Source organism: Mesorhizobium yinganensis (assembly GCF_040081985.1).
GTDB lineage: Bacteria > Pseudomonadota > Alphaproteobacteria > Rhizobiales > Rhizobiaceae > Kumtagia > Kumtagia yinganensis.
In genome coordinates this window covers 632,445-649,623 of sequence record NZ_JBEBMH010000001.1, presented here as the reverse complement: position 1 = coordinate 649,623, position 17,179 = coordinate 632,445, and the positions used below count along the sequence as shown (strand labels likewise).

12 protein-coding genes and 1 other RNA gene are annotated in these 17,179 nt (G+C 62.0%); 7 read left to right on the top strand and 6 right to left on the bottom strand.

Features of this window, described 5'->3' with window-relative positions; translation table 11 throughout:
- Nucleotides 1–110: 110 nt before the first annotated feature.
- Nucleotides 111–899: a GGDEF domain-containing protein gene (locus ABMA59_RS03035; RefSeq protein ID WP_349003811.1), complete on the bottom strand. Its 789-nt coding sequence runs from the start codon at nt 897–899 to the stop codon at nt 111–113.
- Nucleotides 900–1,276: 377 nt separating this feature from the next.
- Between ABMA59_RS03035 and ABMA59_RS03030 the strand changes: the two genes are divergently transcribed.
- The gene (locus ABMA59_RS03030) at nt 1,277–5,200 is read left to right on the top strand and encodes a beta strand repeat-containing protein (RefSeq protein ID WP_349003810.1); all 3,924 of its coding nucleotides are present in this window, start codon (nt 1,277–1,279) and stop codon (nt 5,198–5,200) included.
- Between the two features lie 170 nt (nt 5,201–5,370).
- Nucleotides 5,371–6,483, top strand: coding sequence for a cystathionine gamma-lyase (locus ABMA59_RS03025; protein ID WP_349003809.1), 1,113 nt, complete (start codon nt 5,371–5,373; stop codon nt 6,481–6,483).
- Nucleotides 6,484–6,596: 113 nt separating this feature from the next.
- Here the strand turns inward: ABMA59_RS03025 and rnpB are convergent.
- An RNA gene (gene rnpB / locus ABMA59_RS03020) (RNase P RNA component class A) lies at nt 6,597–7,026 on the bottom strand.
- Nucleotides 7,027–7,116: 90 nt separating this feature from the next.
- Complete coding sequence (locus tag ABMA59_RS03015; protein ID WP_349003808.1) at nt 7,117–7,512, bottom strand: lytic transglycosylase domain-containing protein; 396 nt, start codon at nt 7,510–7,512, stop codon at nt 7,117–7,119.
- A 64-nt stretch (nt 7,513–7,576) separates the two neighbouring features.
- On the opposite strand from ABMA59_RS03015, the gene ABMA59_RS03010 reads away from it, so the two are divergent.
- The gene (locus ABMA59_RS03010; RefSeq protein WP_349003807.1) at nt 7,577–8,041 is read left to right on the top strand and encodes a hypothetical protein; all 465 of its coding nucleotides are present in this window, start codon (nt 7,577–7,579) and stop codon (nt 8,039–8,041) included.
- Between the two features lie 117 nt (nt 8,042–8,158).
- Here ABMA59_RS03010 and ABMA59_RS03005 read toward each other — a convergent pair whose 3' ends face one another.
- Entirely contained in the window at nt 8,159–8,923 is a 765-nt protein-coding gene (locus ABMA59_RS03005) for an N-acetylmuramoyl-L-alanine amidase (RefSeq protein WP_349003806.1), read from the bottom strand.
- On the bottom strand, nt 8,920–9,639 hold the full coding sequence (locus ABMA59_RS03000) for a TerB family tellurite resistance protein (protein ID WP_349003805.1): 720 nt from the start codon (nt 9,637–9,639) through the stop codon (nt 8,920–8,922). Before ABMA59_RS03000 ends, ABMA59_RS03005 begins: the two co-directional genes overlap by 4 nt.
- Before the next feature lie 720 nt (nt 9,640–10,359).
- Here ABMA59_RS03000 and ABMA59_RS02995 point away from each other — a divergent pair.
- The gene (locus ABMA59_RS02995; RefSeq protein WP_349003804.1) at nt 10,360–10,602 is read left to right on the top strand and encodes a hypothetical protein; all 243 of its coding nucleotides are present in this window, start codon (nt 10,360–10,362) and stop codon (nt 10,600–10,602) included.
- A 146-nt stretch (nt 10,603–10,748) separates the two neighbouring features.
- Nucleotides 10,749–14,558 carry a hydantoinase B/oxoprolinase family protein gene (locus tag ABMA59_RS02990; protein ID WP_349003803.1) on the top strand — a complete coding sequence of 1,270 codons (3,810 nt, stop codon included), beginning with the start codon at nt 10,749–10,751 and terminating at the stop codon, nt 14,556–14,558.
- A gap of 7 nt (nt 14,559–14,565) precedes the next feature.
- On the opposite strand, the gene ABMA59_RS02985 is transcribed toward ABMA59_RS02990, so the two are convergent.
- The gene (locus ABMA59_RS02985) at nt 14,566–14,955 is read right to left on the bottom strand and encodes a cupin domain-containing protein (RefSeq protein ID WP_349003802.1); all 390 of its coding nucleotides are present in this window, start codon (nt 14,953–14,955) and stop codon (nt 14,566–14,568) included.
- Nucleotides 14,956–15,127: 172 nt separating this feature from the next.
- Between ABMA59_RS02985 and ABMA59_RS02980 the strand changes: the two genes are divergently transcribed.
- Both ABMA59_RS02980 and ABMA59_RS02975 read left to right on the top strand, forming a co-directional pair.
- Nucleotides 15,128–16,372, top strand: coding sequence for a BtaA family protein (locus ABMA59_RS02980; RefSeq protein ID WP_349003801.1), 1,245 nt, complete (start codon nt 15,128–15,130; stop codon nt 16,370–16,372).
- Nucleotides 16,369–17,040 carry a class I SAM-dependent methyltransferase gene (locus ABMA59_RS02975; protein ID WP_349003800.1) on the top strand — a complete coding sequence of 224 codons (672 nt, stop codon included), beginning with the start codon at nt 16,369–16,371 and terminating at the stop codon, nt 17,038–17,040. The genes ABMA59_RS02980 and ABMA59_RS02975 overlap by 4 nt, the downstream gene beginning before the upstream one ends.
- Nucleotides 17,041–17,179: the final 139 nt, after the last annotated feature.

The following is a 17,179-nucleotide window of genomic DNA, read 5'->3' as shown; positions in this document are numbered from 1 at the left end:
CGGCGGAGATCGCGAGGCAAAATCTGGGTAAAGCTTAGATCGATCGGCCACGGTCGGCGCTCCACGGACGCCACAGACCGGAGGTTTGCCTGCAAGGGCCTTGAAGCGCGCTAATGCATGAACGGACCGGAGATCCCGTCAGGTAGGGCGCCGCGTGCTATCTCCACGCGGTTGCGGCCGTTGCGCTTGGCGTTGTAGAGCCGCTGGTCGGCGTGTTTGTAGAGCTGCGCGAAGGACGCATCCCGGTCGAACATCGCGCCGCCGACGCTGACCGACAGCGCGCATCTCTGGCCGTCGGGCACGAATTCGGCCGCATTGATCGCTGCCCTGATCCGCTCGGCCACCGCCGCCGTCCGGTCGGCATCCAGTCCCGGGAGAAAGACGGAAAATTCCTCACCGCCCAGCCGCCCGACCAGATCGATTTCCCGCACCGCGCCCTTGATCGTATCGGCAATCACCTTCAGCGCCTCGTCGCCACGGCCGTGGCCGAAGCTGTCGTTGATCGTCTTGAAGTGGTCGACGTCGATGACCAGCAACGCCCCTTCCCTGCGGCTCTCCTCCGCCGCGACTTTTTCCAGATAGGCGTCCACCAGCGTCGTGAAGGCGCTGCGCGTCAGGCACGAGGTCAGGCCGTCGGTCGAGGCGACGATCATCAGTTGATGGTGAGCGATAGCCAGCGCCCGCTGCCGGCTGAGCAGCAGCACGAATAGCGGGAACGCCAGCACGAGCGGAATGAACAGATTGTTCCAGGGGTCGCTGCCCCAGCGCCAGACCCCGGCCTCGAACGAATAGCTGTCGATGGCAAAGGCGACGGCGATGCATCCCAGCGTTCCCAGCACGCTGAGCAGATAGACACGGCCCCAGCCCCGGGGCGAGAAATCCAGTCTTTTCGCCGACACGCCAAGCCTCGCTGCACCGCAGCATATTCAAGGATTGTTAAGGGAGCGTTCCCGCGAGACCGCAAAGTCGAACGGTGCGCACCAACGAGTTCCCATGCGTGACTCTGATACAGCAACTCCCGAAGCGCCGGCAGGGCGCGTAAGTCGAACAACTGCCCCTGTCGCTGGATTTCCTCACTCCAGAGCTAAATACTTGCCTCTATTGACTCCACAAGTATGCATTTGCGATACAGCGCATGAAGGACAATAGAGTCAAAATCGGCCGGCTCCGTTCCACGCGGGAGGACAACGGGGCCGGACGGTCACCTATCGCGAAACTTACTTCGCACACCGGCGAACGGCGTGCGGGACAATGGCATTCGACCCAGGAAAATTGCATGACCACCTACAATCTCACCAAAGGCGACGACACGATCACCGGCACTGCGAACGCTGACACGTTTGAGGGAACCCTGCCGAGAAGAATCGGTGGAATCGATACATTAAACGGGGAAGGCGGGAATGACAAGTTTATACTCGGGGGATACCAATTTCTAACCGGAGGAAATGAAAAAAACCATGCCTATGTCGATGGCGGAGAGGGTGATGACACAATCGTTCTTGATCAGGGACATCATGCGGATTATTTTATATCAGCAGAAAACGTAGAGAATCTTGACATAACAACAGCAAGTATAAATGCAAGCACAGAATTTCTTGCTTCTTTTGATAATATATACAGTTCAAACTTATCCGCAAATTATATCGGCATAGTATTGAATAGCAACGGGAAATTCATCAATTTTTCGCCAAGAATCACCAATGGTCAGAGCGTACATGTATACGGGGAGTATTCTGATAGCGAACTCTATATTAAAATGACAAACGAGGATGATCTAATTTCAGGATCACAACACGACGATGTCATTGATGGTGCCGACGGAAATGATTACATTTACTTCTCTGAAGGAAAGGATATTTTGGACGGCGGGAATGGTAACGACACCTTCTCAACTTTTTTTACCTATTCCGGAGGGAGCATAGTTGATGGCGGTGCGGGGATAGATAACTTTCTAGCTATTGACGCATATATACCTCGATTTTCGGTAAAAAACGTAGAGAATCTTATACTGGAGGGGCTACCTACTGTTAGATTGGAATTTATTTCCCTGTTTGATAATGTTGAAATAAAAGGAGCGACCGGATTACAATTGGTTGGAGCGGGTGGCGAGTTTGATTTCTCTAAAATTAGAGCATTGGGAGGAATAGATGTTCGGGCTGAATACGCCACTTCCGGCGTTAGATTGATAGGAACTGCCCATTTTGACAGAATGATTGGAACCGAATTTGCTGATGTCCTTCAAGGGGGAGACAACACCGATGTGCTCGATGGTGGCGGGGGCAACGACGTCCTGATCGGCGGGGTCGATTACGACGATCTGAGCGGCGGGGACGGTGTCGACCGCGCTTCTTATGCCGGTGCGGCTTCTGGCGTTACTGCCAGCCTCACCAATCGTTCGCAGAATAGCGGCGAGGCCCGGGGAGACACATACAACTCCATTGAAAACCTCACCGGATCGGCCTTCAGCGACACACTGGAGGGCGACAATTCGGCTAACCATATCGACGGTGGCAGCGGCGACGACACGCTCAGCGGCTTAGTCGGCGACGACAAACTCTTCGGCGGCGACGGCAACGATCTGCTCAACGGCGGCATCGGCCCCGATTATCTCTCCGGTGGAACAGGCAATGATCGCGTTTCCTATGCCGGCGCGGCCACCGGCGTCAGCGCCAGCCTCACCGACTCCTCGCTCAACACCGGCGAGGCCAAGGGCGACACCTACAACTCCATCGAAAACCTCACCGGATCGGCCTTCAACGACACGCTGGACGCCAACGCCTCCCGCAACCATGTCGACGGCGGCGCCGGCAACGATACGCTTTCCGGCCTGGCCGGCGACGACACTTTGTTCGGCGGCGAAGGCAACGACACGTTGCGCGGCGGGCTTGGCGCCGATTATCTCTCCGGCGGGGTCGGCACCGACACCGCTTCCTACAAATTCGCCGCCGCCGGCGTCGCCGTCAGCCTAACCGATCCTTCGATCAATACCGGCGAGGCAAAGGGTGACACTTTCAACTCGATCGAAAACCTGTTCGGTTCCAACTTCAATGACAGGCTGACAGGCAACAGCGCCGCCAACGCCATCCAGGGCAGCGCGGGCAACGACACTCTAGCAAGCTTGTCGGGCGACGACAGGCTCGACGGTGGCATCGGCAACGATGTTCTGGAGGGCGGGATCGGAGCGGACTCCCTGAACGGTGGAGACGGTGTGGACGTAGTGTCCTATGCCTGTTCCGCCACGGGCATCGTTGCAAATCTTGCCAACGCTTCTATCAACACCGGCGAAGCTGCGGGAGACGCCTATGTCGCGATCGAAAATCTGAGAGGCTCGGCTCACAATGACTTCTTGAACGGCAACAACGGCAGCAACAAGCTTTTTGGTGGCAACGGCAACGACATTTTGGTCGGCGGCAACGACGCGGATTACCTGAGTGGTGGATTGGGCACAGATACGGCTTCCTATGCGGACGCGACTGCCGGAGTCGGGGCATTCTTAGTCAGCCCCGAACATAATCAAGGAATCGCTGCCGGCGACACCTACAACTCGATCGAGAACCTGACCGGGTCCAGTTTCGATGACATTTTGGAGGGCAATTCGAGTTCAAACGTGTTGGTCGGGGGAAACGGCAATGACACGCTGTCAACCGGTTTCCGAGGACGCGACGAACTTTATGGGGGCGACGGAGACGATACGCTCTTCACCGTCAACGAAACTTACGACCGAGGCGTCTTCAATGGCGGCGCGGGAAACGATACCCTGATAGTGGAGCATGCGAACCTCGTCGGCAGGACAATCGTCGAGGTCGAGAAACTGTCGGTGGAATTCGAGGTCGTCGCAACCATCGACATCCTGTCGCAATTCCAGCAAATCTCGGGGTCTATGGTCGATGGTATTGTCATCGAACTCGAAGGCTCCGGAGGCACGTTGGACTTTTCTAAATCTGCCACCAATGGAGTAACTATTCTGACGTCGACAACGACATCCGGTTACACGTTGATCGGAACGTCGAAGCGCGACTACTTGCGTGGCTCCGCCTTCAATGACGTGTTGCAGGGCGGCAAAGGCATGGACAGTATTTCGGGTGGCTCGGGCAACGATACGGTCAGCTATTCGCTGTCGAACGCTGGTGTGACTATCGATCTACGCCTAGATTTTCAGGACTACAGTCTTGGCGACGCCAAGGGCGACTATATTCGCGGTATCGAGAATGTAATCGGTTCCGGTTTCGCTGACTCCTTAACGGGCAACGAAGGCGACAACCGGCTATTTGGAGGTAGCGGCAACGACAGATTGGTCGGCAGGCTCGGCAACGATCATCTGGCCGGCGAGGCGGGACTGGACACCGTTTCGTATGCGGATGCTGTAGCCGCCGTCAACGTTAACTTGGCCAATTCGGCGCTCAACACCGGCGAAGCGAAGGGCGACACCTACAATTCTATCGAAGGCGTCGAAGGTTCCGCCTTCTCCGATACTCTTGACGGGGACGCGGGGGACAACGTTCTTGCAGGCCTAGACCACATGGACGTTCTCAACGGGGGTGCCGGGAACGATACGCTGCTCGGCGGCGAAGCGGTGGACAGACTCAACGGTGGGGACGGCAATGACATTCTTATCGGAGGAGCGGACGGCGACCATCTGGACGGTGGGAAGGGAAGCGACACCGCGTCTTTTTCCGACGCGGCTAACGGCGTAGAGGTCAGCTTGGCTGATCCCGACGGTGATGCAGTTGCTGACCTGTTTGTTTCCATCGAAAACCTCGAAGGGTCTGCCTTCAACGACATACTGATCGGCGATGCAGCGAACAACGCCATTTCCGGCTTGAACGGAAGCGATGTAATCGAAGGCGGATTGGGCGCTGACAAGCTCAGTGGCGGCACAGGAAAGGACGGGTTCGTCTTTTCCACTGCTCTTGGCGCATCCAACGTCGACACGATCACCGATTTCTCGGCCACGGACGATACGATCCGGTTGGCGAATACGGTCTTCAAGGCGTTGAAGGCAATCGGCCCGTTGGCTGTCGCCAACTTCAGCGCAAATGCGACCGGACTCGCCAGCGACGCCGACGACCGCATCCTCTACGAGACCGACACCGGCAAACTGTTCTACGACGCCGATGGCAACGGCGCCGGCGTCGCTGTCCAATTCGCCACCCTCACCGGATTGCCGAGCATCACCGCGGCGGACTTCCAGGTGGTGTAGGCCGGAGCGGGCAGCCAGCAAAGCTCACAACAGATCGTTTCGCGGGAGGCGCGGCAAGCAACCCTTGCCGCGCCTCTTTTGCATGGATACTCAGGGCCGTGGCGGACGTAGCTTCACCGCGACAAAAGCCGCGTCAAAGACAATTGCGGGTATCGAGGCGGGACACCACCATGACCGACACCACCAACTCCCGCGCTGCCGGCCTGCCGCATCTGCGCCGCAGCAAGCTGGCCAAGGGCGATCCGGTCCCCCTGCCCCTGACGCTGGCCTCAACCTACCATCTGCCCGGCGACCCCGGGAACTTCAACCAATATGGCCGCTTCGACAATGCCACCTGGGAGGCGGCGGAGGAGTTGCTGTCGCATCTGGAGGATGCGCCTTGCCTGGCCTTCCCGTCCGGCATGGCGGCGATTTCCGCCGTGTTCTTCGGACTCCTGAAGTCCGGCGACCGCATCCTGCTGCCGTCCGACGGCTACTATACGACGCGGGTGCTCAGCGAGCGGTTCCTATCGCGCTTCGGGGTTTCCTTCGATCTCAGGTCAACTGCATCCTTGCTCGACGGTGGCTTCGACGGTTATCGGCTGGTCTTCGTCGAGACGCCGGCCAATCCCGGCCTCGACATCTGTGACATCGCGGCGGTCGCAGCCTTGGCGCATGCGGCCGGCGCGCTGGTCGTCGCCGACAATACGACCATGACGCCCTACGGCCAGCGGCCGCTGGATCTCGGCGCCGACATCGTGGTGGCCGCCGATACCAAGGCGCCGAACGGCCATTCCGACGCGCTGTTCGGCCACGTCGCCACCCGCGACCCCGAAATCTTCGAATCCATCCGCCGCTGGCGCGAACTATCCGGCAGCATCCCCGGCCCGTTCGAGGCCTGGCTGCTGCATCGCGGTCTGGAGACGCTGGAAGTCCGCTTCGAGCGAATGAACAGTTCCGCCGGCGTGATCGCCGCACGGCTGAAGGAGCACCCGGCGGTCAAGGCCGTGCGCTACCCCGGCCTGCCGGATCACCCGTCGCACAATCTCGCGTCGACGCAGATGCTGCGTTTCGGCTCGCTGATTGCGCTGACGCTGGAAAGCGCCGAAAAGGCGGAAGCCTTCATCGACGGCTGCGCGCTCATCCAGCCCGCCACCTCCTTCGGCAGCGTACACAGCTCGGCCGAGCGCCGCGCCCGATGGGGGGATGCGGTTGAGCCGGGTTTTGTCCGGCTGTCTGTCGGTTGCGAGCCGACCGAGGAACTCTGGCGAGCCATCGACGAGGCACTGACGGCGGCCGCGTGATGCGACAGCCACCAAGCGATCGGGCATAAGCGAGCCCTGCGTTGGCCGCACCATGCGGTTGCCGCCTTGACTCATCTTGTCAGGCATTGCGCCTAACCGCTTGAAAAGGAAAAAATGTCAGCCGGCCTGTAAGCCGGGTTCTGTATGGCCCGCTCGCCTTGCGGCGCGCGAACGTGGCGGCCATTCGTCTTGGACGCGGATTGCTCCGCGCCTCACGCAACCTACCCGGATGGCCGGACCGGAAACAGTCCTGAGGGTTGCCCCTCGCGCCATCCCTATTCGGTTTTGCTCCCGGTGGGGTTTGCCGTGCCGCTCCCGTTGCCGGCAGCGCGGTGGGCTCTTACCCCACCCTTTCACCCTTACCCCGCCAACGCACAGGTCCTCCGATCGGGCCGGTATGCAGGCGGGGCGGTCTGCTTTCTGTGGCACTTTCCCTGGGGTCGCCCCCGCCGGTCGTTATCCGGCACCGTGTATCCATGGAGCCCGGACTTTCCTCACCCGCGGCCTTTCGGCGGTTGCAGGTGCGGCCGCCCGGCCGGCTGACGCGCCGTATAAAGGTGCTTCGGCGGCAAAACGCAACCGAAATCCCGCTCCTCCCCGGAATTCCACGCGGAGGATCGCGGGTTGCGCCGCTCAGCTCGCCAGCAGCCGTTGCACCTTGCCGCAATAGGCCTGCGACACCGGGTTCATGCGCCGAGCGCCATGGCCGGCATTGTATTTCAGGATCGTGCCGCAGGTCGTTCCGCCACCGAGTTGCTGGGCCATGGCGAGATATTGCATGCCGTAGCGGATGTTCGTCTCGGGATTATAGAGAGCCGTCACCGATCCGCTGTATCCCAGCCCGCGCGCCGTCGCCGGCTTGATCTGCATAAGCCCGACCTCCCCGGCCGAACCGGTCGTGTCCGCACGGTAGCCGCTTTCGACGCTGATCACGGCGTGGGCAAGCGAAACCGGCACGCCATATTCTGCGGCATAGCGGGCGATCACGGCATGATACGGTGCTGCTGCACCACCAGATTTCGCTGCCACCAGGACCTCCGGCTTCACCGCAAAACCCGCCGTTTTCGTCTGGAGTGTGATTTCCGTAACCGTCGTGGCGTTCGGTTTCGCCTTCCTGCCGTTTGCCTTGGCCGTTCGGGCAGCCGACTTCGTTTTCTTGATATTCAGCTTCGCCGTCTTGCGGCTCACTTTCGCCGCGCCGCCAGCTTTCACGGGCTTCGCTGTCGCCGCCTCGGCTTTCTGTGTAGGAAATAGCGGCGTACGAACAAAATCGGGTTTCTTCGCCACGGGCTTGGTGGATGCCGCGGCGCTGGTTTTCACGGTAGACGTCTTCGAGCCTTTGACTCGCGGTTTCGACGTCTCAGCGGCGGAACCGGCCTTCTCAGTCGAAAACAGAGGCTTGCGCGGGATGTTGGGGAACTCAGCCGCGTTCGCGGCAAAAGCGGTCAGGCCGGCGGCGAATGCCACCGTCAACAATATCGTCTTCTTCATCAGGTCCTGTTTTGTGAAAGCCGCGCGCAAGGGCACGGCCACGATCGACTTTGGGCGCAAGGAGTGAGCGCCCGGCGGGTAGGAGCGGTCATTTGACGGCGAACTATGGGCCGAAAAGGGCGGCACCGTTCACATTGTGTTTCGGATTGTTTCAGGCCGAAACCGGAGCCTTACTGCAACAATGTCAGATCGCTGCAGCCGGCAGCGTGGCAAGCAGCCGGGTCAAGGTGTCCACCGTTGCGCGGTCCGCCATGCCGTCGACCCTTGCCGGTCGGAAATGCCGCTGAAAGGCGGCGACAACCGTCGCTGTCGCCTTGTCATACCGGCCCGTCGTCTCGACGCCGTAGCCGTAACGCGCGAGCATCGACTGCAGCCGCTCGACACGCTCGCCGGCATCCTCCGCGCGCAACTCCGCGCCGGCGCGACGCCGCGCCGGACTGACAAAATGGCCGACACCGGCTTTGGCCAAAGTCCTCCATGGGAATTTTTCGCCGGGATCGATCTTGCGCCCTGGCGCCACGTCGGAATGCGCCAGCACCATCTCCGGCCGGATGCGATGTCGCTCAACGATACCCTGGCAGAGCACGATGACAGCCGCGATCTGTTTGCGAGGAAACGGCTTATAGCCAAGCTGGTGGCCCGGATTGACGATCTCGATGCCGATCGACTGCGAGTTGATGTCGGTCACGCCGTGCCAAGAACTTTTGCCGGCGTGCCAGGCACGATCGGCCTCGCGCACCATCTGTACGACGCGCCCATGCTCATGAACGAGATAGTGCGAGGATACCTCGCTTGCGGGGTTGCATAGCCAATCCTCGGCGGCGGGACCGGATATCATCCCAGTGTAGTGAAGAATGATGATCTCAGGCCGCAGCCCGTCACGCCGTTCGCCAAAATTCGGCGAGACACGAACCTCGGCGCTATGCTGGTCGGGCACGAAACCGCTCATAGGGTCCGCATGCCGCGTTCGATCATTTCGTAGGCGGTGTTGATAGCGGCCAGCCGCGTCGTTGCGATGGCGATGAATTCCGCCGGCAGGCCGCGCGCAATCAGGCGATCGGGATGATTGTCGGCGACAAGCTTTCGATAGTGTTGCTTCACCGCTTCGAAAGGCTGCCCGCGCTCGATGCCGAGGACGGCATAGGGGTCGCCCTCGCCGAGATCGACATGACGGGCGAGGATGCTGCGGTAATGGTCCTCGCCGATTTCGAATATCTCGGCCACTCGCCGCAGATAAAGCCCCTCGCGCTCGTGCAGCAGACCGTCCGCCTTGGCGATGTGGAACAGGCCGTCGAGTATATCTTCCAGCATCGTGCAGTTCGGACGGCCTGAGCCGCAGAGCCCCGCCATCTTCTCCGCATAGGCCTCGAATCCGGCGACATTGCCCTGCGCCAGATCATAGAGCCGCGCGACATTGCGGGCCTCCGCCGGGGGCACGGAAAAAATCTCCTGGAAGGCGCGCACCTCGTCCTGGGTGACGATGCCATCGGCCTTCGCCATCTTGGCAGACAGGGCAATCATTGCGATCGAAAAAGCGACGCGCCGCCGCAGTTCGGGGTCCCCCACGAACACCGTGCGCACCGCCTCGGCAAGATCGGCGGCCCCGGCGCTCGCGGAAGCACTCACCTTGCTGACGAATTCGCCGATACGGATCCAGATAGACATGGCCGCTTCATAACCAACGCACCGCCGCTTGGCGAGGCCGGAGCAACCGGAGATTGGGGTTGTCGATCAACAGCAGGCTTTGGTCCGGCTTGCTACAGCCATCGCGCTCCCCCGGCGGACGATTGCCAACGGCATCCTCGCCGTCATTCGAGCGGACACAAGAAAGGGCCGGAATGATCCGACCCTTTCCAATGGCGAATCGCCTGGGTCCCTTACTGAGCCGGGGCCGGCTGAGTCGGAGCCGGCGCCATGGTGCCGCTCGGCTGTTCAGCGGCCGGCGGCGGCGATGCCTGAGGTGTCGCAGGCTGCGTCTGCTCGGCTGGCGGGGGATTCGTGCTCTGCGTGGTCGTCTTGTCGGTGCTGTCGCTGCAGGCTGCCGCACCGAGCAGTGCAAGCGCGGCGAGCGACCCTAGAACAAGCTTGTTCATAATCTTCCTTTCCTCTCTCTTCGCACGTGGTACCGGCAATGAAATGTCCGAACCCTCCAAGTGTTTCTTCACGCTTGGCAACACCTTGAAACAAATCGTGATCCAAAGAGACGCTTGAGTGGCTGGATCGCATTGCGGACCGATATCGAATTGTATCGCTTGCGGTTCGCAAAAGCGCACTTGTCTTCGCGGCGCGGCGGTCCTAGAAAGGCCACCTTTCGTTATCTTTGTTCCGCACGGCTTCGAGCCCTTGGGCCGATGCTTTGTCAACATTTGGAGAGGGTAAGAAGATATGTGGATTAAGCTTACGCGAAACGACCTTGAGCCGGTTCTAGTTGATGCCGATCGTTTGACGCACATCGGTCCGCGCACGGGCGGCGGATCGACCCTGTACTTCGCGGAGGACAACGACAAGAAGAGCGATGCCAAGCAGAAGGTGCTGGCAGTGCGCGACACCGTCGCTGAAATCTACAACCTCATCAAGGCTGCCGACGGCGGCCCGATCGCCGCGTCGAAATCGCGGACGGCGAAATAGTCCGACCCACTATTCTCCTGTTATTTGCTTCGCCCACGTGCTCCCAAGCGTGGGCGAAGTTGTTTCTGTGGCCTATTCCCGCAAAGCGTCAGTGACCACATTCAAGCTTTCCGCTATCTGTCGGGCGCAACCTGACGGAGTTCACCGTGGACGGCAAATGGGATTTCTGGATCGACCGCGGCGGCACCTTTACCGACGTCATCGGCCGGTCTCCTGATGGTGCGCTGCACGCCGTAAAACTGCTTTCCGAAAATCCCGAAGCCTATCGCGACGCCGCCATCCAGGGCATTCGCGACCTTCTGCAAGTCGACCGCGCGGCGGCCATCCCGTCTCACATGATCGGCGAGATCAAGATGGGCACGACCGTCGCCACGAATGCCCTTCTGGAGCGTAAGGGCGACCGCGTATTGCTGCTCATCACCAAGGGGTTTCGCGACACGCTACGCATCGCCTACCAGGCGCGGCCCGACATTTTCGCCAAGAAGATTCTTCTCCCTGAGCAACTCTATGAACACGTCGCCGAGGTGAATGAGCGCGTGCGCGCCGACGGCTGCGTCGAGACGCTTATTGACCTCGCAGATGTCATTCCCGCAGTCGAACAAGCCAAGGCTGACGGTATTGACGCTGTGGCAATCGTCTTCATGCACGCCTGGAAATATCCGGATCATGAACGCGCGGTCGCCGAACTCTGTCGCAAGAAGGGCTTTTCACAGGTCTCCGCAAGCCACGAGATTTCGCCCTTGGTGAAACTCATCGGCCGTGGCGACACCACGGTGGTCGACGCCTATCTGTCCCCGATCCTTGCAAGGTATGTTGAGCGGGTGGCGGACGAACTCGGCGTTGCTTCGAAGCAGCCAATCTCGCCCCATGCGGGCGAGGTCGGCCAGCCATCATCTCCCCGCCTGATGTTCATGATGTCGTCCGGCGGCCTCACCGCGGCGGAAAAATTCCAGGGCAAGGATGCGATCCTCTCCGGCCCGGCAGGCGGCGTGGTCGGCATGGTCGAGACCGCCAAATCCGCCGGCTTCGACAAGGTGATCGGCTTCGACATGGGCGGCACATCCACCGACGTCGCTCACTATGACGGCGACTACGAGCGCGCCTTCGACACTGAGGTCGCCGGCGTGCGCATCCGCGCGCCGATGATGCGCATCCACACTGTGGCAGCCGGCGGCGGCTCGATCCTGCACTACGAAGCCGGCAGGTTCCGTGCCGGCCCCGATTCCGCCGGCGCAAATCCCGGCCCGGCAAGCTACCGGCGCGGTGGGCCGCTCACGGTCACGGACGCCAATGTCATGCTGGGCAAGCTGCAGCCGGATTTCTTCCCGGCTATCTTTGGTTCCGCGCAAGACCAGCCGCTCGACCGGGAGACCGTGAAGCAACGCTTTGCTGTGCTGGCCGAAATAATCGGCGACGGCCGTGCACCTGAGGCCGTGGCGGAGGGTTTTGTTACCATCGCCGTCGAGAACATGGCCAATGCCATCAAGAAGATATCCGTGCAGCGCGGTTATGACGTTACCGAATATCTGCTGAATTGCTTTGGCGGCGCCGGCGGCCAGCATGCCTGCCTCGTCGCCGACGCGCTGGGCATGGAGTCGGTGCTGATCCATTCCTTCTCCGGCCTGCTTTCGGCATACGGCATCGGGCTCGCCTCGGTCTTCGCCTCGCGCCAGCAGGGCCTGCTCGCGCCACTCGAACAAACCTCGATTGCCGATATTGTCGCGACGATCAAAACCCTCCAGACCGATGTGCTGGCCGAACTTGCCGATCAGGGCATCGAGCCCGGAGACATATTCTGCCGTCCCGTGCTCCACATCCGCTACGACGGGACCGACACCGCCCTGCCCGTTCCCTTCGAGAGCGGTTCGCTGGATGACGCCAGGACGGAATTCGAGCGCGCGCACAAGGCGCAGTTCGGTTTTGTCTACGACGCCAAACCCATGATCGTTGAGGCGGTGGCCGTCGAAGGCTCGGACAGCCGCTCCCGCGGCACAGGCGAAGCTGAATCGGAATTGCAGGAAAGCAACGCAAATCCTTCCGAACGCAGGGCAATTTTCGTCGATGGTAGCTGGCTGGACGCCGGCGTCTTCCGGCGCGAAGCCCTGCGGTCAGGCAACCGCGTCGCCGGTCCGGCACTTATCATCGAAAGTCACCAGACCATCGTGGTGGAACCCGATTGGCAGGCCGTGATCACGGCGAAGAACCACGTGCTGATGCGCCGCGCCGAGAAGAAGCACCGCCACGCGGCCATCGGAACCCAGGCCGACCCGGTCATGCTGGAGGTCTTCAACAATTTGTTCATGTCGATCGCGGAGCAGATGGGCGTGACACTGCAGAACACCGCCTATTCCGTCAACATCAAGGAGCGGCTGGATTTCTCCTGCGCCGTCTTCGACCACACCGGCGCGCTCGTCGCCAATGCGCCGCACATGCCGGTGCATCTCGGCTCCATGGACCGCTCGGTCGAGACGATCATCCGGCTGAACGAGGGCGATGTGCATCCGGGCGACGTCTTCGCCCTCAACGCCCCCTACAATGGCGGCACGCACCTGCCGGACATTACGGTGGTGACGCCGGTGTTTGAGGATTCCTCCCTCCCCCTTGCGGGGAGGGTGGCCGCGAAGCGGCCAGGTGGGGTCACCTCCGCAGGCACGCCCTCAAGCAACGGAGAAGGCCTTACGCAGCCCGAACCTACCCCACCCGGCCAGCCTGCGGCTGGCCACCCTCCCCGCAAGGGGGAGGGAAGAATCCTCTTCTGGGTCGCCTCACGCGGCCACCACGCCGACATCGGCGGCACCGCGCCGGGCTCCATGACGCCGCTGGCGACGACCGTGGATGAAGAAGGCGTGCTGTTCGACAATTTCCGCATCGTCGAACGCGGAAAGTTCCGAGAAGCGGAACTCCACCGCCTGCTGACTGATCACCCTTACCCTGCCCGCAACCCGCACCAGAACATCGCCGACCTGAAGGCGCAGATCGCCGCCAACGAGAAGGGCGTGGCGGAGTTGCGCAAGATGGTCGCGCATTTCGGGCTGGACGTGGTCGAGGCCTATATGGGCCACGTGCAGGACAACGCCGCCGAAAGCGTGCGCCGCGTGCTTGAGCGGCTGCCCGACGCCTCCGAATACGAGTACCCTACCGACACTGGCCAGGTGATCAAGGTGAAGATCACCGTCGACCGCGAGAAACGCGAGGCCACCGTCGACTTCACCGGCACCTCGCCCGTCATGAAGAATAATTTCAACGCCCCCGAACCGGTTGCCCGCGCCGCCGTGCTCTACGCTTTTCGCGTCATGGTCGAGGATTCCATCCCGATGAATGCCGGCTGCCTCCGGCCGATCAACATCGTCATCCCCGACGGCTGCATGCTGAAGCCCGCCCACCCCGCCGCCGTGGTGGCCGGCAATGTCGAGACCTCTCAGCATGTCACCAACGCGCTGTTCGGCGCGATGGGCGCGCTCGCCAACGCGCAGGGCACGATGAACAACCTCACCTTCGGCAATGACCGCTACCAGTATTACGAAACTATCTGCTCCGGCTCGCCGGCCGGCCGCATGAATGACGGACGCGGCTTTGCCGGCACTTCGGGCGTGCATGTCCACATGACCAACTCCCGCCTGACGGACCCCGAAGTGCTGGAACTGCGTTTCCCGGTGCTGCTCGAGGATTTTCACATCCGGGAAAACTCCGGCGGCAAGGGCGCCTTCCCTGCCGGAGACGGCACAAAACGCACCATCCGCTTCCTCGAACGCATGGAATGCGCCATTCTCTCCTCGCATCGCAGCCATCCACCGCGCGGGCTCGACGGCGGCGGCGACGGCGAAGTCGGCCGTACCGAAGTCCGCCGCGCCGGCGGCATGCTCGAAACCCTGAAGGCCTGCGACCAGACGGTGCTCGAGGCCGGTGAGGCGGTGATCGTCACCACGCCCACTTCGGGAGGCTTTGGCGCGCCGTAAGCCGCGCCTATTCCAGGTTGGTCTGAATCCATTTGGGCGACAGGTGGATGTCGAGCGTCTGCAGCCGCCCCGGTCCGAGATTGATGAAACGATGCGGCAACGCCGCCGGCCCGAGCACGACTTCGCCGGCCTCCGCGTCGATCACCTGGTCGCCGACGAAGAACCGCGCGCGGCCCTCCTGGATCACGAAAACCTCGTCATAGGGATGCACGTGCAGCATCGGCCCCGTGCCGGGCTCATCATTGCCGTATGTCAGTATGGTGACCTCGGTCGGCAGCGTCTCGCCATTGACGGAACCACGATAGGGTCCGCCGAGCGTGCCGTCGAAGAGCCGCGCTTTCGCCGGCAAGCGGCCGTCCGGAACGACAGTTGAGGGGTCGAAATCGCGTCGAGCCATATGGGTCTCCAATGTGCGGCCCGCCAAGATGATCGAGCCGGTCGGCGGAAACAAGCCGCCCCGCCATGCCCTCCTGACAGACGTCATACGCCTGTCATCCCTGCGTCACCGCTTCGTCATCGCATCGCGCTACCGGCTTGCGGAACATTTCCAACGGGATTCGCGCCACGCCATGACCGAAACCTCCGCCGCCCCGCTCCTGCGCGGAAATGCCCGTCTCAAGCAGGCTGTCTACCAGCACAAGGCGTTGTCGAAGGCCGGCTTTTCCGAGCGGCTGTTCACGCTGCTCTTCTCCGGCCTCGTCTATCCGCAGATCTGGGAGGACCCAGCCGTCGACATGGAGGCTATGCAGCTCGGCGAAGGCCATCGCGTCGTCACCATCGCGTCCGGCGGCTGCAACGTGCTCGCCTATCTCACCCGCTCGCCGGCCGCCATCGACGCCGTCGACCTGAATTCCGCGCACGTGGCGCTGAACCGGCTGAAACTCTCAGCGCTGCAACATCTGCCCGGCCAGCGCGACTTCTTCCGCTTCTTCGGCGAGGCCGGCAACCGGGCCAACAGCGAAGCCTATGACCGTTTCATCGCCCCGAACCTCGACGAGACCTCGCGGCGCTATTGGGAAAAGCGCCGGCTCCGCGGCCGCCGCATTGATGTGTTCGAGCGCGACTTCTACCGAACCGGCCTGCTCGGCTGGATGATCGCTGCCGGCCACCTCGCCGCGCGCGCCCATGGTGTCGACCCGCGCAAGCTGGCCGACGCCCGCAGCATCGACGAGCAGCGCCGCTTCTTCGACGAGCGGCTCGCCCCGGTCTTCAGCAAGCCAGTGCTGCGCTGGGCGACGGCCCAGAAAGCGTCACTTTTCGGCCTCGGCATCCCGCCCGCGCAATACGACTCGCTCGTCACCTCCGGCGACGGCACCATGGCCAGCGTGCTCCGCGCCCGGCTGGAAAAGCTCGCCTGCGATTTTCCGCTTTCGGAGAACTATTTCGCCTGGCAGGCTTTCGCCCGCCGCTATCCGCGCGAGGGAGAGGCGGCGCTACCTGCTTACCTCACCCGCGAGAACTTCCCGACAATACGGACCAATGCGGACCGCGTCACGGTGCATCACGCCAATATCGGCGAGATTCTGGGCGGCAAGCCAGCCATGTCGGTCGACCGCTACATCCTTCTCGACGCACAGGACTGGATGACCGATGCGCAGTTGAACGCGCTGTGGAGCGAGATCACCCGCACCGCCGCGCCCGGCGCGCGCGTCATCTTCCGCACGGCGGCGGAGCCGAGCCTGCTGCCCGGCCGCGTCTCCGACGTGCTGCTCGACCAGTGGCATTATGAGGAAGAAGCGTCGCGAGATTACTCGGCGCGCGACCGTTCCGCGATTTATGGCGGCTTCCACCTCTACGTGCTGAAAGACCGATGAGCGCCGTCGACCGCTCCCCCCATGCGGCGCTGATGGACCGCAACTACCGGTTCCAGCGCCACGTCTACGATTTCACCCGCAAATATTACCTGCTCGGCCGCGACCCGATGATCGCCGGACTCGGCGTGCCGGATGGCGGTTCGGTGCTGGAAGTCGGCTGCGGCACGGGCCGCAATCTGATCCTCGCCGGCCGCCGCTATCCCCGTGCAAAACTCTTCGGCCTCGACATTTCAGCCGCCATGCTGGAGACCGCCGCCGCCAACCTAGCCAGGGAAGGCATTGCCGGCCGGACAAAACTGGCGCGCGGCGACGCCACCTCCTTCGACGCGGCCGACCTGTTCGGGACGGAAAAATTCGATCGCGTCTTCATCTCCTACGCGCTGTCGATGATCCCCGGCTGGGAAGGCGCCGTCGCCGCGGCCTTGCGCGCCCTTTCGCCCAAAGGCTCGCTGCACATCGTCGATTTCGGCCAGCAGCAGCGCCTGCCAGCCTGGTTCCGCAAGGCGCTACACGCTTGGCTGGCAAAATACCACGTCACGCCGCGCGCGACACTCGACGCCGAGTTGCACCGGCAAGCGGCCGAGCATGGCCGCTCCTCGCAGTTCGATAGGCTGTATCGCGACTACGCCCATCTGGCGGTGGTGGGCGCGGCTGCCCCTCCCCCTTGAGGGGAGGGTCCGGCCGGAGGCCGGGGGAGGGGTCCGCACGGAAGCGCTCCGACGCAAGGCTACGTTGGCGTTCGGCCTTAAAGACCTCATCCCGTCTCACAACTTTCGCTTTGCTCCGAATATTCGCCGACCCTCCCCT